At 68.7% G+C, this 26,916-nt stretch carries 23 protein-coding genes; 11 read left to right on the top strand and 12 right to left on the bottom strand.

Features of this window, described 5'->3' with window-relative positions; translation table 11 throughout:
• Positions 1-159: 159 nt before the first annotated feature.
• The 7 genes from AB0I34_RS36485 to AB0I34_RS36515 all read right to left on the bottom strand — a co-directional run bounded on the left by AB0I34_RS36485 (position 160) and on the right by AB0I34_RS36515 (position 9,029).
• On the bottom strand, positions 160-1,629 hold the full coding sequence (locus AB0I34_RS36485; protein WP_360454450.1) for a glycoside hydrolase family 3 N-terminal domain-containing protein: 1,470 nt from the start codon (positions 1,627-1,629) through the stop codon (positions 160-162).
• A 19-nt stretch (positions 1,630-1,648) separates the two neighbouring features.
• Positions 1,649-2,488 carry a carbohydrate ABC transporter permease gene (locus tag AB0I34_RS36490; protein WP_360454453.1) on the bottom strand — a complete coding sequence of 280 codons (840 nt, stop codon included), beginning with the start codon at positions 2,486-2,488 and terminating at the stop codon, positions 1,649-1,651.
• On the bottom strand, positions 2,485-3,459 hold the full coding sequence (locus tag AB0I34_RS36495) for a sugar ABC transporter permease (RefSeq protein ID WP_360454456.1): 975 nt from the start codon (positions 3,457-3,459) through the stop codon (positions 2,485-2,487). Before AB0I34_RS36495 ends, AB0I34_RS36490 begins: the two co-directional genes overlap by 4 nt.
• Positions 3,460-3,471: 12 nt before the next feature.
• On the bottom strand, positions 3,472-4,770 hold the full coding sequence (locus tag AB0I34_RS36500) for an extracellular solute-binding protein (protein WP_360454459.1): 1,299 nt from the start codon (positions 4,768-4,770) through the stop codon (positions 3,472-3,474).
• Entirely contained in the window at positions 4,767-5,993 is a 1,227-nt protein-coding gene (locus tag AB0I34_RS36505) for an ROK family transcriptional regulator (protein ID WP_360454462.1), read from the bottom strand. Before AB0I34_RS36505 ends, AB0I34_RS36500 begins: the two co-directional genes overlap by 4 nt.
• Before the next feature lie 271 nt (positions 5,994-6,264).
• Positions 6,265-7,605 (bottom strand): GGDEF domain-containing protein, encoded by a 1,341-nt coding sequence (locus AB0I34_RS36510; protein ID WP_360454465.1) that lies wholly within the window; start codon positions 7,603-7,605, stop codon positions 6,265-6,267.
• Positions 7,606-7,784: 179 nt separating this feature from the next.
• Positions 7,785-9,029, bottom strand: coding sequence for an MFS transporter (locus tag AB0I34_RS36515; RefSeq protein ID WP_360454468.1), 1,245 nt, complete (start codon positions 9,027-9,029; stop codon positions 7,785-7,787).
• 181 nt (positions 9,030-9,210) lie between these two features.
• Here AB0I34_RS36515 and AB0I34_RS36520 point away from each other — a divergent pair, with 181 nt between their 5' ends.
• Entirely contained in the window at positions 9,211-9,675 is a 465-nt protein-coding gene (locus AB0I34_RS36520; protein WP_360454471.1) for a hypothetical protein, read from the top strand.
• Positions 9,676-9,939: 264 nt separating this feature from the next.
• On the opposite strand, the gene AB0I34_RS36525 is transcribed toward AB0I34_RS36520, so the two are convergent.
• The 3 genes from AB0I34_RS36525 to AB0I34_RS36535 form a co-directional block, all read right to left on the bottom strand.
• Positions 9,940-10,911 (bottom strand): quinone oxidoreductase, encoded by a 972-nt coding sequence (locus AB0I34_RS36525; protein WP_360454474.1) that lies wholly within the window; start codon positions 10,909-10,911, stop codon positions 9,940-9,942.
• On the bottom strand, positions 10,911-12,131 hold the full coding sequence (locus tag AB0I34_RS36530; protein ID WP_360454477.1) for an MFS transporter: 1,221 nt from the start codon (positions 12,129-12,131) through the stop codon (positions 10,911-10,913). The genes AB0I34_RS36525 and AB0I34_RS36530 overlap by 1 nt, the downstream gene beginning before the upstream one ends.
• A 110-nt stretch (positions 12,132-12,241) precedes the next feature.
• A complete protein-coding gene (locus AB0I34_RS36535; protein WP_360454480.1) occupies positions 12,242-12,745 on the bottom strand; it encodes a MarR family transcriptional regulator in 504 nt (167 codons plus the stop codon).
• Between the two features lie 90 nt (positions 12,746-12,835).
• Here AB0I34_RS36535 and AB0I34_RS36540 point away from each other — a divergent pair, with 90 nt between their 5' ends.
• Positions 12,836-13,282, top strand: coding sequence for an ester cyclase (locus tag AB0I34_RS36540; protein ID WP_360454483.1), 447 nt, complete (start codon positions 12,836-12,838; stop codon positions 13,280-13,282).
• Here the strand turns inward: AB0I34_RS36540 and AB0I34_RS36545 are convergent.
• A complete protein-coding gene (locus tag AB0I34_RS36545; RefSeq protein WP_360454486.1) occupies positions 13,271-13,954 on the bottom strand; it encodes a GAP family protein in 684 nt (227 codons plus the stop codon). The genes AB0I34_RS36540 and AB0I34_RS36545 overlap by 12 nt on opposite strands.
• Positions 13,955-14,064: 110 nt before the next feature.
• Between AB0I34_RS36545 and AB0I34_RS36550 the strand changes: the two genes are divergently transcribed.
• The 9 genes from AB0I34_RS36550 (at position 14,065) to glsA (ending at position 25,756) form a co-directional block, all read left to right on the top strand.
• Entirely contained in the window at positions 14,065-14,574 is a 510-nt protein-coding gene (locus AB0I34_RS36550; protein WP_360454489.1) for a hypothetical protein, read from the top strand.
• 103 nt (positions 14,575-14,677) lie between these two features.
• The gene (locus AB0I34_RS36555; RefSeq protein WP_360454492.1) at positions 14,678-15,511 is read left to right on the top strand and encodes a cytochrome c; all 834 of its coding nucleotides are present in this window, start codon (positions 14,678-14,680) and stop codon (positions 15,509-15,511) included.
• Between the two features lie 176 nt (positions 15,512-15,687).
• A complete protein-coding gene (locus tag AB0I34_RS36560) occupies positions 15,688-18,363 on the top strand; it encodes a LuxR C-terminal-related transcriptional regulator (RefSeq protein ID WP_360454495.1) in 2,676 nt (891 codons plus the stop codon).
• Between the two features lie 124 nt (positions 18,364-18,487).
• Positions 18,488-19,036, top strand: a complete 549-nt coding sequence (locus tag AB0I34_RS36565; protein ID WP_360454498.1) for a hypothetical protein — start codon at positions 18,488-18,490, stop codon at positions 19,034-19,036.
• A gap of 8 nt (positions 19,037-19,044) precedes the next feature.
• Positions 19,045-19,545 carry an RDD family protein gene (locus tag AB0I34_RS36570; protein WP_360454501.1) on the top strand — a complete coding sequence of 167 codons (501 nt, stop codon included), beginning with the start codon at positions 19,045-19,047 and terminating at the stop codon, positions 19,543-19,545.
• A 211-nt stretch (positions 19,546-19,756) separates the two neighbouring features.
• Positions 19,757-21,286: a leucyl aminopeptidase gene (locus AB0I34_RS36575; RefSeq protein ID WP_360454504.1), complete on the top strand. Its 1,530-nt coding sequence runs from the start codon at positions 19,757-19,759 to the stop codon at positions 21,284-21,286.
• Complete coding sequence (locus tag AB0I34_RS36580; RefSeq protein ID WP_360454507.1) at positions 21,283-22,944, top strand: AbgT family transporter; 1,662 nt, start codon at positions 21,283-21,285, stop codon at positions 22,942-22,944. The genes AB0I34_RS36575 and AB0I34_RS36580 overlap by 4 nt, the downstream gene beginning before the upstream one ends.
• A gap of 15 nt (positions 22,945-22,959) precedes the next feature.
• Complete coding sequence (locus AB0I34_RS36585; RefSeq protein ID WP_360454510.1) at positions 22,960-24,756, top strand: SLC13 family permease; 1,797 nt, start codon at positions 22,960-22,962, stop codon at positions 24,754-24,756.
• A gap of 1 nt (position 24,757) precedes the next feature.
• The gene (glsA, locus tag AB0I34_RS36590; RefSeq protein WP_360454513.1) at positions 24,758-25,756 is read left to right on the top strand and encodes a glutaminase A; all 999 of its coding nucleotides are present in this window, start codon (positions 24,758-24,760) and stop codon (positions 25,754-25,756) included.
• A 4-nt stretch (positions 25,757-25,760) separates the two neighbouring features.
• On the opposite strand, the gene AB0I34_RS36595 is transcribed toward glsA, so the two are convergent.
• Positions 25,761-26,906 (bottom strand): trypsin-like peptidase domain-containing protein, encoded by a 1,146-nt coding sequence (locus AB0I34_RS36595; RefSeq protein WP_360454516.1) that lies wholly within the window; start codon positions 26,904-26,906, stop codon positions 25,761-25,763.
• Between the last annotated feature and the right edge of the window lie 10 nt (positions 26,907-26,916).

A 26,916-nucleotide genomic window follows, 5' to 3' on the forward strand; every position in this document is an offset into this window, starting at 1 on the left:
GCCCGCGGCCGGCCGGGGCGCCACGGGCGGGTGTTACGAGCGGCCGGCCGGCGCCGTGCGGTGGCTCTCCGGGGCCGAGGGCGGTGATGCGGCCGTGCTCGATCTGCAGCCAGCCCTCGAGGAGGGTCGGCGTGCAGATGCGGGCGTTGGCCACGGTGATCATGAGCCGAGTAGCCGCCGGGTGGCCGCTTCGGCGCAGACGCGGGCGCTGCCGAAGGTTTGGATCCAGCCGGCGAAGCCCGAGTAGTCCGTGCCCGGGACGCCCATGTCGACGACGATCATGTCCGGGTGCTGGCCCTGCAGCTCCCCGATCAGCTTCTCCTGCCAGTCGAACCGGTGAGCGCCGCGAACCATCAGCACCACCTGACTGTCCGCGCCGTACTCCGACCGGAATTCGCCGACCCCCGCCCGAGCCATCCCAGGCCCGTTGTACGTCTGCCCCGACAACCCGATGCTCTCGACAACCTTCCCGGCGTCCCGTAGCAGCTTCTCCACGCCCCAGCCGGACGAGCCGGCCGCGGGGGAGTGCGTCGGCTCCAGCCGGATGATCAGTACGGCGTCACTCCGCAGTACCGGATCCCCATGAGCTACCACCACCTGCTCGGCAAGCCGCCCACCGAGTGCGTTGTCCCGCAAACCGACATCGGCCTTTGGTCGAGTCCCGAGCCGAGCCAATCGATCGTTGGCACTCTGCAACCGCTCCAACGGCAGCCGTCCACTCTCGACGGCTTCGACCAGAGCAGCCGCCGCCACGTCCACGTCGTCGAGGAACGCCCACGATCCGAGGCACAGCGCGTCGGCTCCGGCCTCGATCGCCCGTACGGCGGCCTCCGGCAACGGCGCCACGTCGGCGATCCCGTACATCTCCAACGCATCGGTGATCACCACCCCGTCGTACCCGAGCTCTCCGCGCAGGATGTCGGTGAGCAGCACCTTGCTGATGGTCGCCGGTACGTCGTCCAGCTGCGGAACGAGGTCGTGCGACACCATGATGCTGTCGACCCCGGCCTCGATCGCGGCACGGAACGGATCGAGGTAGCTCGCCAGCAACTCCTCCCGGGAGACGTCGACAAGCGGCGTCGCCAGGTGCGCGTCGGTCCCGCTCATGCCGTGGCCCGGGTAGTGCTTGGCACATGCACTGACCCCGGCCGCCTGCAGGCCTTCGACCCAGGCTGCCGTGTGCCGGCTGACCAGGTCGCGGTCCGCTCCGAAGCAGCGGATCCCGTTCGGGCTCAGCGGGTTGACGGCCGTGTCCACCGCCGGCGCCAGGTCCCAGTCGACCCCGGCCTCGACCAGCGACAGGCCGATCTGGAACGCCGCCTGCCGGGTCAGCTCGACGTCGTTCAGCTCACCGAGCGCCCGGTTGCCGGGCATCGAGAAGCCGCCGAGGTTCGCCAGCCGGCTGACATCACCACCTTCCTCGTCGATCGACAGCAGGACGTGGTCACGCAGACCGTGCAGCTCGGCGGCCAACGTCTGGAACTGCGAACCGTCGACGATGTCTCTGCCGAAGATCACGAAACCGCCGAGGCCGGCCTCGATCCTCGGCCCGACCCAGTTGGGAACTTTGGGCCGGCCGAGTGCGGGGAACAGCACACCATGGGCGAGCCGGTCGAGCTCTGAACTCACAACATCCTCCTGAGGGGATTCATCCTTTGACGGCGCCGCTGGTCATCCCGCCGACCAGCCGGCGCTGGACCAGCAGGAAGACGACCAGCACCGGGAGCGAGAAGACCGCCGACGCCGCGATGGTGGCGCCGTTGTCGATGCCGTCGGAGGTCTGGAACGAGACCAGCCAGACCGGCAGCGTGTAGTTGCTCTGCGACTTCAGGAACACGTAGGCGAACAGGTAGTCGTCCCACGCGCTGATGAAGGCGAAGATCGAGGTGGCCACGATGCCCGGGGCGAGCAGCGGGAGCTGGATGTGCCAGAAAGCACCGAACCGGCCGCAGCCGTCGACCATCGCGGCCTCCTCCAGCTCCAGCGGGATCCCGTGCACGAAGCCGCGCAGCGTCCAGATCGTGAAGGGCAGTACGAAGGTCATGTACGTGATGATCAGACCGGGGACGAAGTCGATCGCCCCGACCGAGCGCAGCATCAGGTAGAGCGGGATCACCATCGCCGACCCCGGCACCATCTGGACCAGCACGAGCCCGATCAGGAAGGCCCGGCGGCCGACGAACCGGAACCGGGCCAGCGCGATCGAGGCGCCGAGGGCGACGACCAGTGCGATCAGTACGGTCGACACCGAGACCAGCAACGAGTTGCGGACGTAGTGCAGGAACGAGCCGTGCGTGAGCGCCGTACGGAAGTTCTCCAGACTGATCGGCCACGGGATGAACTCCGGCGTCGCCGACAGGATCTTGCCCGGCTCCTTCAGCGCGGTCGCGAACATCCAGTAGACCGGGAAGATCACGATCAGCGAGACGACGACCGCGATCACGTTGGGCACGGTCCGCTTCCGGCCGGGCGCTCCCGCGGCCCTCATGCGGTCACCTCGCCTTGCGCGAACAACCGGCGTACATAGAGCACGGCCAGGGCGGCGAGCAGGATGACGGTGATGATCGCGATCGCCGCGCCGCCGCCGTAGTCGTTGCGGGTGAAGGCCTCGAGGTAGGAGTAGACGCCGAGCGTCGTCGTACCGCCGTCCGGGCCGCCCTGGGTGAGCACCCAGAACGGCGTGAACGAGTTGACCGACCAGATGACTTCCAGCAGCACGAGTACGGCGAGCACCGGGCCGAGAATCGGCAGCGTGACATGGCGCGCCATCGACCACCGCCCGGCACCGTCCAGGCCGGCCGCCTCGTACAGGTCGTCGGGGATCTGGCCCATCGCGGCGTACAGGGTCAGCGCCACGAACGGCAGCCCCTTCCAGACGATCAGCGCGATGATCAGGAACAGCGCCTGGCCCGGCGACCCGAACCAGTCGTGCGCGGAGAAGTCACCGAAGACCTTGAGCTGCGTGATCACCCAGTTCAGTACGCCGTACTGCGGTTCGAACAGCCACCGCCAGATCATCGACGCGGACACCATCGGCATCGCCCAGACCAGCACCAGACAGACCGACAGCATCACCCGGGCCCAACTCGACACCTGGCGCAGCAGTGACGCGAGCAGGAACCCGATCACCATCAGCCCGGCGACACAGGCCACGCTGACGATCAGCGTGCGGAGCAGGACGGACCAGAAGTCGCTGTCGCCGAGCACCCGGGTGAAGTTGCCCAGGCCAACGAACGGCGCCTCCCCGGTGAACAGCGACCGCGGGCCGAAGTCCTGCACCGACAGCCAGATCAGCCGCACCATCGGGTACCCGAGCACGACCGCGAACGCGATCACGGCCGGCCCGACCAGCCCGTACGGCGTGAAGCGGGCAAGCCGGTTCGTCCGGACCGCCTCGTCGCTGCGTGGTGGCGTCGGCGCGGCGGTTCCCGCCTCCGGCGCTTGGGTGAGCGAGGTCATCAGCCGCTACCGTCAGCGCGGACCGGACTGGGCGTTGAACGCCTCGGTCGCGTGTTTGTCGTACGCCGCGGTGGCGCTGCCGATATCACTGCCCTTGGCGATCTTGGAGAAGAACTGCTCGTTGTAGCTCTCGGTCTCCAACGTCGCCTCACCCGGAGTCGCCGGCAGGGCCTGGCTGACGGTCGCGGCCTGAGCGCCGAGCTTCAGCACGTCCGGCACGTTCTGGGTCGGCAGGAAGTCGGTGACGACCGGGAGTTGGTGGATGGTCTGCGTCATCGTCTGCTGGAAGGTCTTGCCGGTGATGATCTTCAGCCAGTCGACCGCGGTCTCCTTGTTCGGGCTGTTCTGGGCGATACCGATGGTGGAGCCGGCAACGATCACCGGCAACGGCGAGCCGGCCTGGTAGCCCGGCATGATGAAGTAGCCGGCATCCGCGGCCGCCTTGGCGTTGATCTCCTTCACCGCGCCCGGTTCCCACGCCTTGACGTAGATCATGGCCGCCTTCTGATCGGCGAAGATCTGGTCCTGATCCGGACTGTCGGTGTTCGCGCCGATCGAGGACGGCGTCGAGCAGGCGTTCTGGAACTTCTTCCACTCCGCCAGGCCGGCCTGGTTCTCCGCGCTGCTCATCGTCGCGGTCCACTTGCCGTTGTCCTCGGTGGCGATCTTGCCGCCCTTGCCGAACAGGAACGGCATCCCGGCGAACCAGTACTGGCCGGGCATGTAGAACGCGGAGAAGTTGGGGATCGAGGTGTGCGCCTTGGCCAGCGTCGCGCAGTCCGCGACCAGCTCGTCAAGGGTGGCCGGCGGCTTGTCGATACCCGCCGCGGCGAACATCTTCTTGCTGTACATGACCACCTTCGTCCCGCCGTACAACGGAGTCGCGTACAACTTCTCCTGGTACGTCGATGGTCCGGCGAGGCCGGCCAGCCACTTGTCGGACGACTCGAAGCCGGCCTTGTCCGCGGTCAGCTCGGCCAAAGCGCCGGAGGCGGTCAGCATCGGGGTCTGGGTGTTGCCCATCTCGACGATGTCCGGCGGATTGTCCGAGGCCAGCGCGGTGGTCAGCTTGGTGACGATGTTGTCCCACTGCTGCACCTCGACCTTCACCTCTACGTCGGGGTGCTTCTGGTGGAACTGCTTGGTCACGTCGCCGATGATCTTGTTGTCACCTGGGCCGCCGGTCATCATCCAGACCGTGAGCTTGTTCGTCGGTGCTGCCTTGCTCGGGTCGGACCCGCCGCAGGCGGCCAGGCTGACGAACGCGGCTGAGATCGACGCGATGACACCCAACGTCTTCCAACGCTTCATGTCGGTTCCTCTTTCGCTGATTGGTCGACAGCGCAGCCGTCCAGCTGGGCCACGACACCGGGGGCGGACGTGGTGATCGAGGCGACCTGATGGCTCGCCACCCCGATCGCGGTGTAGTAACCGCTCAGTGCTGCGGCCATCGCACCCAGCAGGCCGCCGGACTCGCCGAGCACGGATCGGTGCAGATCGCTGTGCACACCGACGGTCTCGTACGTCTCGGCGCTCACCGTCTCCAGCACGGAGTCGCTGAACGCACCGGAGAAGCCGCCGGTGAAGACCACCGTGCTCGGCTCGTAGGCCAGAGCGACGATCGACACCAGGTGCAGCAGCGCCTCGTGGATCTCGTCGACGAGGCCGCCGAAACGGTCCGGGTCGGCGAACACATCGTTGGCCGAGCCGAGCTGATGGCCGGCCGCCTGTGCGAACGCGAGCAGTCCCGCACCGGACAGCAGGTCCCGCAGGCGTTCCTTGCGGCCGGGCAACCGCAGCCGGCCGAACTCGCCGAGCAGACCCTCGGGTCCGGCGAGCACCTGCCGGTTGATGGCGACCGCCGAGCCGAGACCGGTGCCCAGGCTGAACAGGACGACGGTCTCGTCCCTGGGCAGGTCGCCGTAGTGCAGCTCACCCAGCAGGGCGAGGTTGGAGTCGTTGTCGATGATCGTCGGTACGCCGAGCTCGGCGCTGACGGTCTCGACGAAGGTGGTGCCGAGGATCTGCGGCAGGTTGAACGCGCCGACCACCCGATCCTTGCTCGAGGCAACCACGCCGGGCAGGCCGATCGCGACCGACGTCAGCGGTACGCCGTCACCGTACTGCTCGACCAGACCGAGCACCCGGGCCGCGATCCAGGACGCCAGCTCGGCGGCGCCCAGGTCCCGCGGTGTCTCGTCCCGGCAGCGGATGATCGCCGAACCGATCCCGTCGGCGATCACCATCCGGCAGTACGTGCCACCGAGATCGATGCCGCAGACCAGCCCGGACCGCGGGTTGAACCCGAGCGCGGCAGCCTGCCGGCCAGGCCCTTCCCGGACGATCTTGTGCTGCTCCAGGGCCAGCCCGTCGGCGAGCAGGTCGTCCACGATCCGGGCCACGGTCGCCCAGCTCAGTCCGGTCTGCTCGACCAGTTGCCGTCGGTCGATCCCGGCACCCGACAGCAGCGCGGCGATGATCGCCCCGCGGTTCGCCGTCCGGGTCCCGGCACTGCCTCGCACCAGCTTCGTCATTTATTCTCACGATGAATAGAATTAGTTGAGCTGAGACAGTAATCCCGGGATGTGGTCGATGTCCAGGCATTCTGAGAATCAGTCGGCCGCCGTCCGGCGGCGGCGAAGTCGCCGGATCAGGAGGGTCCCCGACGGGCCGGCATGCCCAGTTGGCTGCGATCTTCGAGCATGAGCGAGCAGCTGATGTACCGAGCCGTGTTCACGAACAGACCAGCCGGTCCCGACTGGGTCCGGGACCTCGTCGCGTCGTACCTGTCCTGACGGGCGGCCGCTACTGGTCGGGGGTGTCTTCGGCTGGTTCCGTGGTGGGGGCTGCGACGACGCGGTTTCGGCCGGCTTGCTTGGCGACGTAGGTGGCGGTGTCGGCGGCGAGGATGAGTTCCTCGAGGGTCGTCCCGCAGGTGGGGTACGTCGCGGTGCCGACGGAGCAGGTGAGGCCGTTGAGAGTGGTCTGGCCGCGGGGCGTGGTGATGGTGACGGTCAGGGCCTCGATGCGGTGCCGGATGCGTTCTCCGGTCGCGGTGGTGTCCTTCGGATCGGTGGTGGGCAGCAGTACGGCGAACTCCTCGCCGCCGAACCTGCCGACCAGGTCGTCGGTCCGCACTTCACGGCGAAGCTCGTCCGCGATCGCCTTCAGGACCTGGTCACCGGCCGGATGTCCATGCGTGTCGTTGACGGTCTTGAAGTGATCCAGGTCGAGGAACACGATGCCGAGCGACGTCTGGGTCCGCGCTGCCCGCGCGAGTTCTTTCCCGGCCATCTCGTGCCAGAACACGCTGTTGGCCAGGCCGGTCTGCGGGTCGGTGCGCGCCGCGGTCTGGAACTGGCCGACAAGGAGCGCCCGGTGCAGACCCAGGATGGTCAGGAGCAGTACGACGACCGTCCACGGCTCATGCCTGAGCAGGCTGGCGGTGGCAACACCCAGGCCAAGTGATCCGGCGACGATCAGTTGATCGCTCAGCCGGCCGAGCGCCTTCTGGGCCGCGGAGTCCGGATTCGACAGCAGGACGGCGCCGACGACGAGTGCGTAGTTCACGAACCAGTACGCGAGCCCGGCGACGGTGACAGCGACGAGGCCGAGCGGCCCGGGCGGATAGCCCGGGTAGGTGTCGGGGGAGAGCGCGACCAGGGAGACCGCGCCGGCCGCGCCGGCCAGAACGATGGTGGCGGCGGAGAAGAACCAGCGGTACGGGGTGACGCGGCGGAGCCGGAACCACGAGTGGGTGTACGTCAGCGCGATCAACGCGAAGGCCAGCGGCGGTGGCAGGACCAGGACCCCGGCGAACGTCCACATGCCTTTGAGGTTCACGTACGGGACGCCCTCAGCGGCGACCTCGCGGAGGCGCTCGATGCCGCGCGCCGCTTCGACGTGGACGGCGGAGCCGACCGCGAGCATGCCGAGCCAGATCCAGTCCTGGACCCGGATGTCGATGGCACCGACAGTAGCGATCACCAGGGCGAACGCGCTCAGGTCGACGGCCAGGACATAGCCGACGACTACGGTCGGTGCCGACCACAGCCCCCAGCGGCTCACGCGCCAGGCGCCCAGGCGTGCGGTATCGGTTCGGCGGCGATGCCGCCGCCGCAATCGCCAATGCCGGATACTCGACATGAATCGGTCCCCCAACAAGCCTCACTCGTCCACGGACCAGGGTAGCCGCGAAATCACCCAACGTCACCGCCTCAGGCTGACCGGCCGGCGGACGATCCGGATGCCGGGAGGAGGTGTGTCGCCATGCGCAACAACGACTGGCACTGAGCAGCCACGCTGTCCTGCCCCCACAACCCTAACTAGTGCGGCGAAGTCGTCGTACGCCGGTAGCCGATGGCCGCGCCGAGCGCAGCGGCAGTCCCGAGGGCACCCGCGATCGCTACCACCGACGCGGGGTGCCACCGGTCTGCCGCGGCGCCGGCGGCCAGCACACCGAGCCCCTGCGACACGATGAGCGCAGTGCGGGCCAAGCCGAAGGCCTGGCCCCGCTGCGCGTCCGGCACGTTCAGCACGAACGACGCGTTCGCGGCGAGCTGGTACGACGAGCACAGTCCCGAGACCGCCCACAGGGCGACCGTCACCCACAGACCGGGGTGGATCAGACAGACGATCAGTGGGACACACGACCCGACAGCCAGGGGTCCCATCAGGGCCAATCGACGTGCGGGGGCGAGTCGGGTCAGGAGCAGCATGCCGACCATCTGGCCGGCCGGGTTCGCGGCGAGCAGCAGGCCGACCGCGAGTGGCCCTCCGCCGACGACTGCGGCGTACGGCGCGGCGAGGCCTTCGACACTCACGTAGAAGCCCGCCACACAGGCGAGCGCGATCAGGTAGCGCAATCGTCGATCGCCCCAGACCAAGCGAGCACCGGCCGACAACGAACCCCACCAGCTGACCCGGTCCGCCGAACTGGTGGCCGTAGGCAACGGGCGGTCCCGGACACCGAGCCGGACCAGCGCCGCGGACAGGAGGAACGTGGCCGCATCGACGGCCAGAGCCTGGCTCGTCCCGAAGGCAGCCACCAGGGTGCCACCAGTCACGAAACCGGCCAGTTGTGCGGCCTGCGCGGTCACATTCGACACCGAACTCGCCAGCACATAGGTGTCGCCGCTCAGGATCTCCGGCAACAGGGCCGCCCGCGCCGACTGGAATGGTGCCGCCAGCAACTGAACGGCCACCAGCAGCACGCACAGCAGCCAGATCGGCGCTCCAGGAATCGCCATCAACGCGACCAGCGCGGCTCGGGCGAGGTCGCACCACACCATCACCCGGCGCCGCGGGAACCGGTCCGCAAGCCACGACAGCAGTGGGCCGGCGGCGATGTCCGGCAGGAACGTCAGTGCGTATGTGACGGCCGACAGACCGGCCGACCCCGTCCGGTCGAACACGAGCACCGCGAGCGCGACCCGAGCCAACTGGTCGCCGATCACGGACCCGAGCTGGGCGCCCCACATCCACCGGAACTCCGCTACGGCGAACACTTCGCCGTACGTCGCGGGTCTGTCCGCCGGATCGGGACGAGCGGACTCGGCGGAGCGGGTCATAAGGACGAAGTTACCCCGCCGCCGCGGCCCACAGACCCGGTGCGGCGAGTCGGGGGGCCGCTCTGGTTTCAAAGCAGTTCGAGGTGGTCACTGGTCCGCTAGAGTGCTGACGGCCGACTCGTTGCCTTCGGCGCGTACTTCGACTCAGCGCCGTTTTGTTTCGCGAACAGAGAGTGCTTACGTGGTAATGGCTTGGCGGTTCGGCGCGGTCGGCGCCGAGTCCGTCATGGCCGTCGTGAGCGATGCGAGTCGGTTCGGTGCGTGGATCGTCGCCGTACCGCCGGTGGGGCACATCGACCCGAAATGGCCGTACGTCGGCGCGGTCGTGCGGAAGGCCACCGATCGCGAACCGCATGGCAGACATTCCTACGATCGACATCTGACCATCGCGGTCGTCGAGGCGTGGGACCCGCCGCACGAGTTCGTTCTGCGGCTGCGGAGCGGCCTGGGTGGCTGGATCCGGCTGTCCGTCAGAGTCCAGCCGAGACCAGGGGGATGCCTGGTCGAAGTCCGATCCGATCCGCTCACGGTTTCGGCGCGGCTTCGGTACGCCGGATCGGCCCGATCCCACGCTGAGGAGCGTTGCGCGGCGGTCGCCGAGAACCTCCTTCGCCTCGCCACAGACCTCGAGGCGGACAGCGGTTGAGGCGGCAGTTCCATACCGTGACAGCTTTCACTCAATGTCACTAGATGCTCCGAGGCGATGCTTCCGGCCCGCGAGCGGAGGTATGGTGCCTGGATATTAACGGGGAAGGTGGTCAGAAATGACTGCTGACAATGCACGGCACCGACGGTCCAAACGTCATTCATTCATCCAGCGACTGACGCTGCGATGGCATCGCGAGAGGCCCACGGACCCACCGCCACGCGACAATCCCAGGGCCAAGGAACCGTCGGAGCCGGATTCCGCCTAGGTCTTGTCCGGCAGGAGGACGATTGCGGCCTCTGAGAAGCCGGCCTCCAACGCCTGGTGGGCCTGGACAATCTTGGACAGTGGGTACGTGCGGATGGGGCGGGTGCCGAAGACGCCCTCGCGCCAGGTACGGAACAAGTCCTCGCTGGCTTGGAGGAGGGTGGCCCGGTCGGGGAGATGGTCGCCGGTGCTTGACCTGGTGACTCGGATTCGCCGCCTCTCGAGCGCGGCGGCATCGATGTCGGGCGCCCCGGAGGCGCTGCCGATGAGGTCGAGCGTTCCGCCGTCTCGCAGGGCCGCTACCGCTTCGTCGAAGGTCGCGCGACCCACGAGGTCATAGACAACGTCGGCGCCCGCACCTGCTGCGGAGACCTCCTTGGCGAGTTGCCCGGTGCCCGCAACCACAACGTGCTTCAGGCCGAGAGCCTGCGCGGCCTCGACTCGCTCGTCGCTGGCAACGGGCGTGATGACGGTGGCGCCAAGGTGCTGAGCCCACGGTGCGAGGAGTGAGCCGACGCCACCGGTCGCGCCGGTGACCACGACGATCTCACCGGGCTTGACGGCGTGGACTCGATGCAGCCGTCCCCAGGCGGTCAATCCGTTGGCGAGCAGGGATGCGGCCTCTTCGGAACCGAGGTCGTGCGGGAGTGGGATCGCATCCGTTGCCGGGAGCAACCGCGTCTCGGCGTACGCGCCCGGAGAGAAGTAGTAGCCGACCCGGTCCCCGACCGAGATCGAGTCCACGCCGGCTCCGACCGCGTCGACCACTCCCGCACCTTCGCCGCCGATGACTGCCGGCAACGTTGGCAGGGGAAAGGCGCCGCTCCGGAAGTAGGTGTCGACGAAGTTCACTCCGATGGCCTGCTGCCTGATCCGGATCTGGCCGGTGCCAGGCTCGGCCACTTCCTCCGACTCGTACTGCAGAACCTCAGGTCCTCCAGGCTTGTACATCCGCACGACCGCACTCATCACAATCCTTTCGTCGAAACAGGGTTCTTGTTCTGCCGGACGCCTTCGGTCGCGGCGATCAGGGCGGCGGCGACCAGTACCGCGCCCGCGGTGACGAACACGGTCCGCAGGCTGGTCGAGTCGACCAGCAGACCGCCGAGCGCTGACCCGCCCGCGATCGACACCTGCATCGTCGCGACCGCGATCGAGGCGGCCGCCTCCTGGCCGTCCGGCACGGCGTGCAGCAGCCAGACCTGTGCCCCGAGCGGTATGACGCCCCAGACCAGGCCCCAACCGACGATCAGTACGCCGACCACGGCCGGAGCCGGATGGAGGATCGGCATGGCCAGCACGATCACGCCGATGATTCCGGTGGCGCCGACGAGGCTGAAGACCAGACTGCGGCCGACCAGTGGTCCGCCGATCAGGGTGCCGAGGATGCCGGCCACGCCGTACAGCAGGAAGACGACGCTCACGGATCCGCTGCCCAGGTGCGCGAAGTCTTCCAGGAACGGGGTCAGGTACGTCGACGCGGCGAACTGACCGACGAACGCGATCACGGTGACGGTCAGCCCGATCCGGGCAGTCCCGCTCCCGAACACCCGGCCGAGATCGCGAGCCCGGGTGGTGGCCTCCGGGTGGATGTCCGGCAGGAAGACGAGTTGCGCGATCACGACGACAGCGCTGACCGCGGCCGCGACCGCGAAGGTGACCCGCCACCCGACCGCGTTGCCGAGGAACTGTCCCGCCGGTAGTCCGACGACGGTGCCGGCCGACACCCCGGCGATGACGATCGACTGCGCGCGGGTGCCCAGGCGTTCGCCGACCAGCTTCGGACCGAGTGGCGGTACGACGGTCCAGAAGCCGGCGATCGCGATCCCGAGCAGGATCCGGGCGAGCAGGATCTCGGTCAGGTTGTCGGCGAAGGGCGGGATGACATTGGCAACCACCACCAGTCCACCCAGTACGGCGATCAGCCGCCGCCTGTTGTACGAGCGGGCGCCGAGGTAGAGCAGCGGCGCGGACATCGCGGCGGTCAGGGCGGGGACGAGCACCATCAGCCCGCCCAGGCCGAGCGAGACGTGCAGGGACTCGGTGATGTTGGGCAGCAGGCCGACCGGGATGAACTCGGTGGTCACGATCACGAAGGCGACCAGTGCGAGGGAGGACACCGCGAGCCAGGCCCTGGTCGATGGCTGCTCGCTCGGTGCTGCTCCACGTCTCTGCACGATCGCGGACATCGGGACTCCAGCGGCTAGGTGGGCGGGCGCAAGCAACTATAGACAGTAGTTGTTGGCACAAACAAATACCTGGAGAGCGAACGTCGTCCTGGATGCCGCGGCCGGGCGGATCAGGTGTTCTTGGCGCGCCGTACCGGCGGGCCGAGCTCGATCGAGGCGACCTCGGTGAGCGCGGTAGTGAGTGCCTCGAGATCGACACCTTGGAGATGGTCGATCACGTTCCGGCGGACACTCGCGAGATGGACCGGCCACGCCTTCTGCAACCGCTTCAGTCCGTCCGGGGTCAGGACGGTCACTTGGCCCCGGCCGTCGGCAGCGGCCCGCACTCGCTCGACCAGGCCCTGCCGTTCCAGGCGCTCCACCACGCGGGTCAGGCCACTCATGGTGATCGAGACGTAGTTCGCCAACTCCCGCATCCGCAGTGACCGTTCGGGCGCCTCGGAGAGGTTCATCAAGACGTTGTACTCCGTGACGTTCAGGCCCTCCTTCTGCAGCAGATCTGCGTCGAGGACCCGGGGGATCACCAGGACGGCGCGCGCGAGCGCCCGCCAGGCCGCGTCCTCCGCGGGGGACAGCGGCTCGAGGCTGGCTGGGAGTGCAGGGCGTCTGGCCATCGGCTCAGGCTAGCCCGAATTTGCTTGCTCCAGCAAAGGAACCGGTAAGATGCTTGTGCAAACAAGCAGTTGTCAGCAAGGGAGCCGGACATGGGCAGCAGCGCAGTCGGTGACGCGGCGATCACCGTCGTACGCCGGAACAGTCTCGAAGTGCAGGGCGGAGGGGACTGGGACCTCTTCGACGAACTATGGTCCGACGACTTCGTCGACCACACGCCGCAGCCGGGCGCCGGGGCCGACAAGGCCGGTGTGAAGGGGCTCTACCTGGGGATCCGGGAAGCGTTCCCGGACTTCTCTCCCGAGATCCACTGGCAGGTTGCCGCCGACAACCTTGTCACCACGTACAAGACGTACCACGGCACCCATCGGGGCGAGTTCCTCGGCATCGCGCCGACCGGCAGGAAGGTCAGCTTCTACACCATCGATGTGATGCGCGTCGTCGACGGCAAGATCACCGAGCATTGGGGCGTGGCGACGCTGCTGGATCTCCTGCAGCAACTGGGAGCCGTACCTCGGTTCGGAGCGTCAGCGGAATAGGTCGAGGCCCTGGCCGATCAGGACCGTGGACAGGACGGCCAGGAGGACGACGAGGATCGTGTTCAGGTTGGCCAGGAGCCATTGCTCCAGGGATGCCAGGGCCGGGGCGGATCTCCGTGGGCCGGCGATCACGACTGCCAGGAGGGGGAGGAGGACGGTCAGGGACGCGGCGAGGACGAAGAGGGCGGCGGCGGTGAATTGCTCGCCGAGGGTGAGAGGGGAGCCGCCGATCTGGGTGCCGGCGCCGATGACCAGGGGGAGGTTCTTGACGTTCGCGAGGGCCGCGCCGGCGCCGGTCAGCGCGAGAGCCGGCCCGGAGAGGGTCGTGATCTTGTCGACGATGGCGGGGTGGGGCGGTGGCTCACCGGGCCGCGGACGCTTGCGCCAGTAGCGGACCGCCAGGACCGCGAACAGCACACCGATCGCCAGTTTGACCAGGTCCACGCCGTCGCGCGCGCCCTCGCTGCCGTCCTCGGCGACCGCGTCCGTCAGCATCACCACGAGCCCGGTCGCGATCGCGAGAGCCACAGCCCAGCCCGCGAAGAAGCTCAGGCCGGCCCGGATCGGTCCGCTCGACATCAGGACCAGCACGATGCAGATCATCGGCACCGGGCTCAGGGCGATCCCCATCGCTTGCGGCAGTACCGCGCCGAAGACCTGCCACAAAGTCACCACCCCCAACAGTGCTGGGCCCACGCACATCATGCCCGATCGCCACCGCGAACGTTGACCAACCGCTCGACGACGCGCCACTATCAAAGTCGTGCCCTAGGGAGGCGGCGATGAATCAAGGCCTGCTGAACTCGTTGACCGAGGCCGAGCGGCTGCTGGTGGCCGAGACGGAGCGGGACGCGTTGAAGAGCCTGGACGAGGACGAGCTCCTCGAGCTGCACCAGCGGATCCGGCGGGCTCGAACGAAGTACGTGAAGAACTATCGCCGTGGTGCGAGCGCGAGTGTGGCGAAGGTGGGCGGACGCGGTCTGTCCTACCCGAAGAACCAGCGCGACCGTGACAAGGCGGAGCTGTTCGAGACGGTGCTGGCGCAGGTGAGCCGGGCGGTCGCTGCGGCCGCGAGGCGATCGTCGATGGAGTTACGCAGCGAACGGCTCGAAGCGGCGCGCTCGGCCAAGTCCGGCGCTCCGGCGGCACGCGCTGCCGCCCAGCCTGTCCCCGCCGCTCAGTCCGGGTCGGTGGCGGCCCGGCGGGCGACCAAGACCACCGGAGGGTTGAAGAAGGACGCGTCCACCCGTGCCGCCGGCGCCCGCCGACAGGCCAAGCGAGACGCACGCTGAGGGTTCAAGGCAGAGACTTACGACGAGAAATCGCCCGAATCGGGTGATCCCGGCAGACGCGGCATCGTGTCTGCTGGTCGGGCGGCAGCCGGGAGGAGCGGAGATGCGCAGTGCGGACAGCGCGGGCGCACGGCCGTTGCGCCGAGGCCGACTTGCCAGGGCACTCCTCATCGGTGCCGCTCTGGTGACGGTCGGCCTGGCGTACGCCGTACTGGTGCCGAACGGCGCGGTGGGTGCCGACGGACCGCAGTCCCAGCAGATCGAGGAAGGCCGGAAGCTGTTCGCGGTCGGCTGCGCGAGCTGCCACGGCATCCATGCCGAGGGCGGGGCCGACGGCGAGGGAAACTTCACCGGACCCTCACTGATCGGCGTGGGCGCGGCCGCGGTGGACTTCCAGGTCAGCACGGGGCGGATGCCCGCGACGCAGCCCGGTGCCCAGATACCGGCGAAGCCTCCGGTGTACACCGACGAGGAGATCGCGGCGCTGTCGGCGTACGTCGCCTCGCTCGGACCGGGGCCCGCGATACCGCCGGAGGAGTACTACGACGTCAGCAACGCGACGCAGGAGGAAGTCACCCGCGGCGGTGAGCTGTTCCGGACCAACTGCACGGCCTGCCACAACTTCGCCGGCCGCGGCGGCGCGCTGCCGAACGGCAAGTACGCGCCGTCGCTGATGGAGACGTCACCCAGGAACCTCTACCAGGCGATGCTGACCGGCCCGCAGCAGATGCCGGTCTTCTCCGACGCGGTGCTCCTCCCCGAGGACAAGCGGGCCATCATCGCGTACGTCGTCAGCCTGCAGCAGCAGCGCGACCCGGGCGGCTTCGGGCTGGGACGGCTCGGCCCCGTCTCCGAGGGCCTGTGGGGATGGTTGCTCGGAATCGGCGCGCTCATAGCAGTGGCGGTATGGATCGGGGCGAAAGTTCCTCGCGCCTGAGGTCCACCGGCGCGCGGGCGAGCGATGCAAACGCTTGCGCGCGTCCAGAAACCGGACGACATGCCGTGCTCAGCATCTGCCGGAATCGCCGTAGACCGGTTAGTCTCGGTTTTTGGGAACGCAGGATCGAACAGTCCAACTGCAGAGCCGCCCAGCCAGGGGGAGGGGCGACGCGTGTGACGAGCCTGAAGCCCGACCGAGTGCAGCAGCAGTCCCAGCCCTCGGCGTCGGGTCGCATCCCGCGGCCGCCGTTGACCCTGGTGGCCCGCGAGCGGTTGCATTCTGCCCTCGATCTCGGCGTCCGGTCGCCGCTGACGATGCTGATCGCGCCGGCCGGTACCGGCAAGACGGTGCTGCTGTCGGACTGGGTGGCGCGCCGCAGGCGGTCGGGCCAGTCGGTGCTGTGGGTGCCCGGGCAGGCGCCGGGCGCGCTCGCCGGAGCCCTCGAGCATCTGGCCGGTCCCGACGTGGCGACACCGCCGGATCCGATCGTCATCGACGACGCCCATTTGCTGCCTGCGGCAACGGTTACCGGCCTGGCCCAGATCCTGAAGAAGTCGCCGCACGCCGTCCGGCTGTTGCTGGCCAGCCGGTACGACCTGCCGCTGCCGGTGTCCGAGCTCGAACTGCGCGGGATGGCACTGACCTTGCGGTCACGGGATCTGCGCTTCACCGATGCCGAGGCCACCCAACTCGTCCAGGCGCATGCCTCGAACGCCACCGCCGCGGACGTCCAGCTGTTCCAGGAGCGGACAGCGGGCTGGGCTGCCGCCCTGGTGCTCGCGGCGCGGACGCTCGCCGCCTCCGGGGACACCGGATGGTCCTTCGCCAACCAGCAGCCGGTGCTCGACCTGCTCCTGGGAGAAACGTTGAGCACCCTCGACGAGCGGGTCCAGGCGGTCCTCCTGAGCACGTTCGGGGCCGCGTCGGTGACCGGACACCAGGCGGCCATGCTGAGCGGCGACGCGGACGCCGGTGCGATGCTGGGGGATCTCGCCGGCAGTGGACTGCTGGTGACCGCATACGCCGACGATCCGGGCAGCGAGCCGCTCTACCGGTTCCACCCGCTCCTCGTCGAGCTGCTCCGGCGGCGGGTGGCCGGCCGCAGCGAGAACGCAGAGATCGTCACCGCGGCGCAGCATCGGTCGGCGCTGTACTACGAGAACCGCGGCGATGGCGGCAGCGCCCTACGCGCCGCGCTCGGCGCCGCCGACCCCGCGCTGGTTGCCCGGATCCTGCTCGGTCACGGGCCGGCGATCCTGGCCGCCGGCGACCTGAGCCTCGTCGCGGACGGCTTCGAGAGCCTTCCGGAAGGCTATGTCGAGCAGCATCCGCACCTCATCGGCGTCCGTGGGCTGCTGCGGCGTGCCACGGGCGACGTGACCGGCGCGATCATGGATGCTGCATCGGCGGACGACCTCGCCTGCGCGGCAGACCCGCAGCCGGTGACACCGGACGACAACGCGCTGGAGGCGGACGCCGTACTGCTGCGGTTGTGGGAATCGCGCTACGGCTGGCACGACGTCCACGCCGCGATCGGACGGGCGAGAACCCTGCTGGCGCTCGATCCCACGGACGCCTATGGCCGCCCGCGCGCCGTACTCGGACCTGAGCGGCTGGCCTGGTTGCTGATCGAGCTCGCGGCGGCGGAGACGTGGGCGGACGAGCTGGACGCCGCGCTCAGCCACCTGGACGAGGCACTCGTCACCGCGCGGATGGCCGGCCATCGGCGGCTGATCGGCGGGGGACTGGCTCACCGGGCCGTCGTGCAGTACGCGCGCGGCCAACTGGAGAACGCGGCCGGCTCGGCGCAGGCCGCTCTCGACGCGGCCGGCGAGCAGGGGCTTCCCCAGGAGTACGCCGTCCGTGCGCACGTCGTACTGGGCTTCGCGGCGCTGGGTCATCTGGACCTGGACAGCGCGTGGCGCCAGCACGAGCTGGTGGTGGCGACGGACGTGGCCGGCTCCGACACGGTGGTCTCGGGGCTGCGCGCCATCCTGCGAGCGGTGCTTCTCCTCGAGGCCGGTCGGCTCGAGGAGGCGCTGACAGAGCTCACCACCGATCCTTCGTCAGCCGGGCCGCTGCCGTCGTTCCTGTCGCGGGATCTGGCCCTGCTGCGGTTCCGGATGGCGACCATGGTCGGAGACCACACCGGTGCCGAGACGCAGTGCGACGTACTCGACCGGACCGGCAACACGTCAGAGGCCGACCTGATCCGGGCCATCACCTCCATCGTCCGTGGTGACGTCCAGACCACGCTGAAGCTGGTCGACGAGGCCCTCAACCGGCCGGACGTCCACCCTCCGCTTGCTTCTGCGGCCGCCTCGTTCCGGACCGTCCTGCTGGTGCGGATGGGCGACGAGGCCGCCGCCGAAGCCGCGCTGGTGGACACGCTGAACCGGGCCACGCCGCAGCGGATGCTGTACGCGCTCACCCCCGTCGGCCGCGAACCGGACTTCCTCGACCGGTTGCAGAGGCATGTCGCCGGGCCGAACCCCCATCCGTTCGCCGCCGCCACGCTCGAGCAGTTGTCGTCCTACCGGGCCGCCTGGAGCGAGGTCGGCGGTACGTCGCTCCTGGCGCGGGCCCGGCCGGACGCGCAGGTACCGCCACCGCGCCGCCTGGACGCGGTGATCGACGGTGCCCGGATCCGGCTGACGCCGCGGGAGGCCGACGTACTCGACCAGCTCGCGCTCGGGAACTCCTACACCGAGATCGCCCGCGCCCTGTTCATCACCGAGAACACCGTCAAGACCCACCTGATGTCGCTGTATCGCAAGCTGGGCGTCGAGAAACGATCCGCGGCCCTGCGAGTCGCCCGCACCGTCGGCCTCACGCAGCAGTCGAACTAGCGCGTTGGATTCATCCCCCGGATCGGGTGATCCGAGGGCCTCGGCGGCGGACAAAGGTGTTGGCAGGCGGAGCAGACAGGGCGGACACCGGGATGCGTCACAGCGGCTGCGGGACCGGACCACGGTGACGACGCCGCGCCCTGTCGCAGCGCTCGGGCGGCTCGCCGGCAAGGTCACGGGCCGGGTCGTCGAGACCGTTCCGCCGGACCTGATCCTCGACCACATCGACGTCGACGCCCTGGTCGACCGCGTCGATGTGAACCGCATCCTGGACCGCGTCGACCTGAACCACGTGCTCGACCGCCTGGACCTGAACCGCGTGCTCGAGCGCGTCGACGTCAACCACGTCCTGGACCGCATCGACCCGGATCGGCTGATCGACCGGATCGATGTCGACCGGCTGGCCGGGCGGCTCGACCTGCAGCGCCTGCTGGCCGGCGTCGACCTCGACGAACTGCTGCGGTCGGTGGATGTCGAGGCCCTCGTACGCCGGTCCGGCGTACCCGGTCTCGTGGTCGAGAGCCAGACCCAGTTGGCCGGCTCACTGCTCGATCTCATCCGCCGGCAACTCGCCGGGCTGGACGCCGTACTCGACCGGGTCGTGAACCGTCTGCTGCGCAGAGACATCGGGTCGCAGCCGACGACCCCACGCCTGCTCGAGGTTCGGGAATGAACGGGCGGATGACCGTCACGGGTCACTACGCCGGCGCCGTGAGCAGGCTCGCGGCCGCCGTACTCGACGTACTGATCGTCTTCGCGTCGTTCACGATCGGCTTCGCGGGCCTCGATCTGCTGACCACTGCCTTCTGGGGAGTGTCGGTACGGCGCGAGTCGACGGGGGCGACGATCGCACTCGCGGTCCTGGCGTTCTGCTACGCCTTCGGGTTCCTCGCGGTCGCCGCGCGGACGCCGGGGCAGGGGATCGTCGGACTCCGGGTGGTGCGGTCCGACGGCGGGACGATCGGACCCGGCCGGGCCTTCCTGCGGGTGTGCGCGTACGTCGTGAGCGTGCTCGCGGCCGGACTGGGGCTCGTCCTGATCGTCTTCCAGCGCGAGCATCGCGGCTTGCACGACCTGATCGCCGGGACAGCGGTCGTCTACGACTGGGGCGAGCGGCCCGCGGAGCTTCCCGGCCCGCTGTCGGACTTCCTCAGCCGGGCCGGCGACAAATCACCCGAATAGGAGGAGGTCGCCGCCTCGCCCGGTTGATGGGATTGCCTCCAGCGCGCGACCCCGACGCGCCAGTCGCCCCATGGAGGAGTTCCTCATGACCCATCTGGTGGTGCTCGGACTGGACAGCCGCGAGGACGCCGAGCGTGTCCTCCTGACCAAGGAGCGCGAGGAGGAGCTGATCGAGGCCCTGCAGTCCTGATCAGGTGTCAGAGGAGATTTCGTGAACGCCACCCCGGACGACTTCGACCCGATCCCTTCGACCCGGCACCGGATACCGGTCACCGTCGGCTCCCTGAAGCAGGCAGAGCAGGAAGCGGACGCGCTCGCGGTACCAGTTGCCTCTGGCACCGAGCCGCCGGACGAACTCGGCACCGACGCGGCCGGGCTGGCTTCGGCCGGCTTCAGCGGCACGCGCGGCCAGACCCTGGTCCAGACCCGGTCCAGCGGTCCTGTCCGGGTTGCCGTCGGGACCGGCGTACCCGATCAGGTCGACGTCACGCTCGCGCGTGATCTGGCGGCCGAGTTCGCCCGCGCGGTGCCGTGGCACAAGCGCCTCGCGATCGAGGTTCCGTCCCGGGCGACCGGTCTTTCGGCCGGCGACTTCGCCCAGGCGGTGACCGAAGGTGTGCTGCTGGCGCGCTGGCGGTACTTCGTCGGCCAAGGTGCGGACACCCCTCAGCTCGAATCGCTCCTGGTCGTCGCCTCCGACGAGGACGCCGCGGAAGTCGCTGCCGGAGTCGAGCGCGGCCGCACCATCGCCGAGGCGTGCAGCCTCGGCCGCGATCTTGCCAACTGCCCGGCGACGACACTGTCTGCTGTCCGGATGGCTGAGGTCGCGGTCGAGGTCGGTGCGCGGACCGGCCTGCAGGTGGAGGTCTTCGACAAGGACCAACTGATCGAGCTGGGTTGTGGCGGGCTGCTCGGCGTCAACCGTGGCAGTGTCGAGCCACCCAGGATGATCCGCCTGCGCTACGAACCCGCCGAGCCCACCGGCCGGATCGCCCTTGTCGGCAAGGGGATCATGTACGACTCCGGTGGGATCAGTCTCAAGCCGAGCGACGAGTCGCACGCGCAGATGAAGAACGACATGACCGGAGCCGCGGCCGTGCTCGCCTCCATGACCGCCTTGCAGGCTCTGGGCTGTACGACGGCAGTGACCGGTTACCTCATGTGCACCGACAACATGCCGTCCGGATCCGCGATGAAGCTCGGTGATGTGCTCCGGATGCGCAACGGTACGACGGTCGAGGTACTGAACACCGACGCCGAAGGCCGTCTGGTGATGGCCGACGCGCTGGCACTCGCGACCGAGGAGCCTGTCGACGCCATCGTCGACATCGCCACGCTGACCGGTGCCTGTCTGCGGACGTTCGGCGTCGAGATAGCCGGTGTCATGGGCAACAACTCGGCCGTGGTGGAGCAGCTGCGGAGTGCGGGTGATCGTGCCGACGAGCCGGTGTGGGAGCTTCCGCTGCATCGGTCCTACCGGTCGCAGCTCGACTCGTCGATCGCCGACCTCACCAACATGGGCGGGATCAACGCCGGTTCGATCACCGCGGGACTGTTCCTCGAGGAGTTCGTCGACGGCACGCCGTGGGCGCACGTCGACATCGCCGGAACGGCTCAGCTGCCGGCGCCGAGGACCTGGCGGAACAAGGGCGCGAGCGGGTTCGGCACCAAGTTGCTGATCGAGTTCGCCCGCGCGTTCGCCATCCCCGCCGGCGACAGCCGTCAGGCGGCGCCGCGATGAGCGCGGTCGAGGAGGTGCCCGCCAAGAAGGGGACGATGCAGAAAGTTCTCGACGGCATCGAACGAGCCGGCAACAAGGTCCCGCACCCGGCCATCATCTTCCTCGCCCTGATCTTCATCGTGATCGTGCTGTCGCAGATCCTGGCCTGGACCGGGGCGAGCGTCACCACCGAGGTGGCCGAGCCCCAGACCGTGCAGGTCATGCCCGAGTACGAGGCCGGGTCGAGCGTCGCCGGCTCGGACACGCCGCCGGCGCCGGCCATACCCGACTACGAGTTGCACACCGAGAAGATCACCGCCGAGAGCCTGCTGGACGGTGACGGCATCCGCTTCATCTTCACGACCGCCGTCCAGAACTTCAACGACTTCGGCGTCGTCGCGGTAATCCTGGTCGCGATGATCGGCGTCGGCGTGGCCGAGGAGGCCGGGCTGATCGCCGCGCTGATCCGCAAGATGGTCAAGGTGGCGCCGAAGGGCGCGATCACGTTCATCATCGTCCTGCTCGGCGGCATCTCCAGCGTCGCCTCCGATGCGGGCTACCTCGTGCTCGTTCCGCTCGGCGCGGCCGCGTTCGTCTCGCTCGGGCGACATCCGCTGGCCGGCATCGCCGCGGCGTACGCCGGTGTCAGCGCCGCGTTCTTCGTCAACATCCTGATCACACCGGCCGACGGCATCATCACCGAGGTCACCAACGAGACGGTCGCGCTGGTCGCGCCCGACGTACATCTCAACGTCACCCAGAACTATTTCTTCAGCATCGCCTCGACGATCTTCTGCGCGATCGTCATGACCATCATCACCGAGCGCCTGATCGAGCCCAGGCTCGGCAGGTACGACGCTTCGGAGGCGCCGGTCGACGCGCCGGTCGACCACCAGCCCAGCGACGACGAGATGGCGCTGGAATCGCGCGGACTGCGGTGGTCGGGGTACTACCTGCTGGTGGCCGTGGGCATCGTCTCGCTGCTGACCTTCCTCCCGGGTGCTCCGCTGCGCAACCCCGACACCGGCGAGATCTTCGGGTCGTCGCCGTTCATGAGCAGCCTGCTGTTCATCATCTCGATGCTGTTCCTCGCCGCCGGGCTCGGCTACGGCCGGGGCTCGAAGTCGCTGACCGGCAGCACGAACATCATCAACGCGATCGTCAAGACGTTCAACGGCCTCGGCGGGCTGATCTTCCTGATGCTGCTGATCGCGCAGTTCATTGCCTACTTCAACTACTCGAACATGTCGACGCTGGCCGCGACCGGCCTGGCCGACCTGCTCGAGCGTGCCGACATCGGGGCGTTGCCGCTGCTGATCGGCTTCATCCTGCTGGTGCTGGTCATCGACCTGATCATGCCCGGCGTGATCCCCAAGTGGGCGATCCTGGCGCCGATCTTCATCCCGCTGTTCTACCGCCTCGGCATCGCGCCGCAGACGGTGATCGCGGCGTACCGGGTCGGCGACGGACCGGTCAACGTCATCACGCCGCTGATGGTCTACCTGCCGTTCATCGTGCTCGTCTGCCAGAAGTACCGGAAGAAGGCCGGTATCGGCACGGTGGTGTCGATGATGCTGCCGTACACCTTCATCGTCCTGGTCACCTGGACGCTGTTCTACGTGCTCTGGTACGTCCTCGGCATTCCCTGGGGGCCGTCCGCCCCGGTCCACCTCGGCTAGGGCGGTACGAGCGCAATGGATGACGGCACGATCAGCCTGATCATCCTCGGGCTCACCGTCGCCGTGTTCGTGTGGAACCGGCTGCCGGTCGACCTGGTGGCGGTCCTGAGCGCACTGTCGCTGTGGGCGACCGGAGTCCTCGACTTCCCCGGCATCATCGCGGGCTTCGGGGATCCGGTCGTCATCTTCATCGCCTCACTGTTCGTGGTGAGCGAGGGCATCGACTCGACCGGCGTCACCACCTGGGCCGGCCAGACGATCGTGAAGTACGCCGGAACGCAGCGGACCCGACTGCTCGTCGCCGTGACCGCGTTGTGTGCGCTGCTGACGGCCTTGATCACGTTGAACGGTGCGGTCGCGGCGCTGCTGCCGCTCGTCGTCATGCTCGCCGTACGGATCGGGGAGCCGCCGTCGCGGATGCTGATGCCGCTCACCTTCGCCGGCAGTGCAGGATCCTTGCTGATGCTGACGGGTACGCCGGTCAACATCATCGTGTCCGAAGCGTCGAGCGATGCCGGTGCGGGCGCCTTTCCGTTCTTCTCCTTCGCGGTCGTCGGCGTACCGCTCGTCATCGGGACGATCGCCATCTCGGTGTTCCTCGGCCCGCGGTTGCTCCCGGCCGCACGCCCGGCGCACCCGCCGGCCGACCTGGCCGGGCATGCGCACACGCTGGATCTGCACTACGCCCTGACCGACGGCTTCTACCGGCTGCGCGTCCGCGAACTCTCGCCGTTGCTGGGCCGTGGCGTGGCCGACGTCGACCTCACGCCGTACCCGGGTGTGCAGATCGTCGGAGCCCAGGACGGGAACGGAGTGTCCCGGGTGAGCGACGCTCTTGCTGTTGACGACGTTCTCGTGGTGACCGGTCCCTCGGAAGAGGTGGGCAGCCTGACGATCGACTCCCTGCTCGCTGTGTGTATGGCGCCGACACCGGTCGACGATCTGCTGACGCGAGAAGCCGGGGTGGTCGAGGTCGTCATCCCGCCGCGGTCGTCACTGGTCGGGGAGACGGTCTTCCCGGGGATGCATCGGGCGCACGACCTGGTCATCATCGCGGTGCAACGGATGGCCAAGGACCGGGGCAACCAGCCCACTGAGCTCGCGGAAGGGGACGCGCTTCTGGTGCACGGCACCTGGGCCGCCTTGGACGAGCTGACCAGGGACCGCGACGTCCTGCTCGTGGATTCGCCGGATCTGGTCCGGCGCCAAGCCGTGCCGTGGGGTTCGAAAGCGTCGATCGCCGTCGCGATCCTTGCCGGCATGGTCGTTCTCCTCGCCACCGGTGCGGTCCCGCCCGCCCTGGCCGGGCTGCTGGCCGCCACGGCGATGGTGGCGACCAGGGTGGTCGGGCCGCGGCAGGCGTACCGCGCGATCTCGTGGCAGATCGTCGTACTGATCGGCGCGCTGATCCCTTTGTCCACAGCGATTCAGACCAGCGGCGGCGCCGACCGGATCGCCGACGTGATCATCGACGCGGTCGGGCCCGGCCGCCCGTATTTGTTGCTGCTGGCACTCTTCGTCCTCACGGCCACACTCGGCCAGGTCGTCAGCAACACCGCGACCGTGCTGATCGTCGCACCGATCGCGGTCGCGGCCGCCCAGGGGACCGGGACCTCGGTGCAGCCGGTCCTGATGCTCACCGCGGTCGCCGGTGCCGCGTCGCTGCTGACCCCGATCTCGACTCCCGCGAACATGATGATCATGAATCCGGCGGGGTACCGCTTCGGCGACTACTGGAGGCTCGGCCTCCCGGTGATGCTGTGGTGGTTGCTGACGGCTCTCGTGATCATCCCGCTGGTCTGGCCGTTCTGACATGCCGGCCGACGACAGGTACGTATCCACCGGCGGGCTGCCCGGAACGGTCGCGGTTGTCGAACTGGTCCAAGCGGCGTACGAGCTGGGCCGCGGGATCGGCGACGGGGCGGTGTCGGACGTGTACCCGGCGCTGGCCCGGGTCGACCCGGATGCGTTCGGCATATGTGTCGCGGCCAGCGACGGCCGGTTGGCCGAGGCGGGCGACTCCCGGAGCCCGTTCAGCATCATGAGTGTCGCGAAGCCGTTCGTGTTCGCGCTGGTCAGTCAGGCGATCGGTGTCGACGCGGTGCGCGACCTGGTCGGCGTCAACGCGACCGGTCTGCCGTTCAACTCGGTGCAGGCGGTGGAACAGCCCCCGGCCGGACGCACGAATCCGATGGTCAACCCCGGGGCGATCGCGACCACGAGTCTGACGCCCGGTACGTCGCTGGAGGACCGCTGGAGGTTCATCGTCGACGGCCTGTCCCGGTTCGCGGGTCATGAGCTCGCCCTGGACACGGAGGTGCTCGAGTCCGCGCTTCAGACGAACCATCGCAATCGTGCCCTCGCCGAGTTGCTCCGCAGCGACGGCGGCCTGGTCGGTGATGCGGTCGAGGCGACCGTGCTCTACACCAGGCAGAGCAGTCTGGCGGTCACCGCGGTGGATCTCGCGGTGATGGGCGCCACACTGGCGGACGGCGGTGTGTGCCCGACAACCGGCGTACGGGTGATCGACCCTGACATCGCCCGGGTGACGCTGGCCGTGATGACGATCGCGGGGTTGTACGAGACCTCTGGTGACTGGCTGCTCGACGTCGGCGTTCCGGGCAAGAGCGGGATCGGCGGCGGCATCGTGACTGTCTCGCCGGGCAAGGGTGCGCTGGGCACCTTCGCGCCGCGGTTGGACCACGCTGGCAACAGCGTCAAAGGCCAATGGACGGCACGCTTCCTGTCCCGTCACCTCGGCCTTGATCTGCTGGCCTCACAACCGGTCCCACCGGCCGCCGACGTGTCGTGAGTGCTCAGGGCTCGGCGAGCGTCAGCGTGGTGGTGGCCGTCTGACCTGCTCTGGAGTAGGTCAGCTCGATGGTGTCGCCGACCTTGCGGGTCAGCGTCGCGACGACGATCTGTTCGCTGCTCTGGGCCGGCTGGCCGTCGATCTTGGTGATGATGTCGCCTGCCTTGAGACCGGCCTTCACACCCGGGCCTCCGGGGTCGACCGAGACGACGAAGAGACCGGCCGGGTTGCCCGACGCGTTCGCGAGGGCAGGCGGGATCTCCTGGACCTGTAGCCCGGTCGTCGGATGTCCGGGCTCCCCGGTACGGACGAGTTCGTCGGCGATCGGGCTCGCCAGGTCCACCGGGATCGCGAAGCCGAGGCCGACGCTTCCGCCGCCGGCGACGCCGGACGCGTTCGGGACCGTGGCGATCGCGGCGTTCACTCCGACCAGATGGCCGGAGCAGTCCACCAGCGCACCGCCGCTGTTGCCGGGGTTGATCGCCGCGTCGGTCTGGATGGCGCCGATCAGGTGATGGGTCACTCCGTCGCCTGGCACCGGTACATAGCGATCGAGCGCACTGACGATGCCGGACGTGACCGTGCTCGCGAGTCCGAGCGGAGCACCGAGGGCGACGACAGGCTGTCCGACCTGCAGCTCAGCGGACGAACCGAATTCGATCACCGGGCGATCCTTCGCGGCATCCGCGGCCTTGAGCACCGCAAGATCGGTGCTGGGATCACGGCCGACGATCGTGGCGTCCGAACTCGTGCCGTCGCTGTACTGGACGGCCACCTTGCCGCCGTTGGCCGCGACCGAGATGACGTGGTCGTTGGTGAGAATGTAACCGCCGTCCTTGAAGATCTGCCCCGAACCGGTGCCGGCCGAGGCGCCGCTGCTGGCCGAGATCGTCACGATCGACGGCAGGATCTGGTTCGCCACCGGGATCGCCGCGCACATCGCCGTACTGGCGTCCGCCGAGGCGGAGGACGAGGCGTTGGCGGATCCTCCGTCGCGATCCACGAGCACGAAGACGAGGGAGGCGATCAACGCGCCCACGACGGCGCCACCCAGGATCGCCAGGGACAGGCCGCGAGTGAGCCGGAAGCGACCCCGGCCGTCCGGTGGTGTGGCTGCCGGACCGGGCTGTCCGTTGTCGGCCTGGACCATCTGGACCTCC

It is taken from the genome of Kribbella sp. NPDC050281, assembly GCF_040655855.1.
In the GTDB taxonomy this organism is placed as follows: domain Bacteria; phylum Actinomycetota; class Actinomycetes; order Propionibacteriales; family Kribbellaceae; genus Kribbella.

Bases quoted from the DNA above. Each gene is read 5' to 3' on its own strand.
- AB0I34_RS36510 (WP_360454465.1), bottom strand. From the start codon at position 7,605: ATGTCGAGTATCCGGCATTGGCGATTGCGGCGGCGGCATCGCCGCCGA.
- AB0I34_RS36505 (WP_360454462.1), bottom strand. From the start codon at position 5,993: ATGACGAAGCTGGTGCGAGGCAGTGCCGGGACCCGGACGGCGAACCGC.
- glsA (WP_360454513.1), top strand. From the start codon at position 24,758: ATGCCGGCCGACGACAGGTACGTATCCACCGGCGGGCTGCCCGGAACG.
- AB0I34_RS36585 (WP_360454510.1), top strand. From the start codon at position 22,960: ATGGATGACGGCACGATCAGCCTGATCATCCTCGGGCTCACCGTCGCC.
- AB0I34_RS36570 (WP_360454501.1), top strand. From the start codon at position 19,045: ATGACCGTCACGGGTCACTACGCCGGCGCCGTGAGCAGGCTCGCGGCC.
- AB0I34_RS36525 (WP_360454474.1), bottom strand. From the start codon at position 10,911: ATGAGTGCGGTCGTGCGGATGTACAAGCCTGGAGGACCTGAGGTTCTG.
- AB0I34_RS36540 (WP_360454483.1), top strand. From the start codon at position 12,836: ATGGGCAGCAGCGCAGTCGGTGACGCGGCGATCACCGTCGTACGCCGG.
- AB0I34_RS36530 (WP_360454477.1), bottom strand. From the start codon at position 12,131: ATGTCCGCGATCGTGCAGAGACGTGGAGCAGCACCGAGCGAGCAGCCA.
- AB0I34_RS36580 (WP_360454507.1), top strand. From the start codon at position 21,283: ATGAGCGCGGTCGAGGAGGTGCCCGCCAAGAAGGGGACGATGCAGAAA.
- AB0I34_RS36535 (WP_360454480.1), bottom strand. From the start codon at position 12,745: ATGGCCAGACGCCCTGCACTCCCAGCCAGCCTCGAGCCGCTGTCCCCC.
- AB0I34_RS36515 (WP_360454468.1), bottom strand. From the start codon at position 9,029: ATGACCCGCTCCGCCGAGTCCGCTCGTCCCGATCCGGCGGACAGACCC.
- AB0I34_RS36595 (WP_360454516.1), bottom strand. From the start codon at position 26,906: ATGGTCCAGGCCGACAACGGACAGCCCGGTCCGGCAGCCACACCACCG.
- AB0I34_RS36555 (WP_360454492.1), top strand. From the start codon at position 14,678: ATGCGCAGTGCGGACAGCGCGGGCGCACGGCCGTTGCGCCGAGGCCGA.
- AB0I34_RS36490 (WP_360454453.1), bottom strand. From the start codon at position 2,488: ATGAGGGCCGCGGGAGCGCCCGGCCGGAAGCGGACCGTGCCCAACGTG.
- AB0I34_RS36495 (WP_360454456.1), bottom strand. From the start codon at position 3,459: ATGACCTCGCTCACCCAAGCGCCGGAGGCGGGAACCGCCGCGCCGACG.
- AB0I34_RS36550 (WP_360454489.1), top strand. From the start codon at position 14,065: ATGAATCAAGGCCTGCTGAACTCGTTGACCGAGGCCGAGCGGCTGCTG.
- AB0I34_RS36500 (WP_360454459.1), bottom strand. From the start codon at position 4,770: ATGAAGCGTTGGAAGACGTTGGGTGTCATCGCGTCGATCTCAGCCGCG.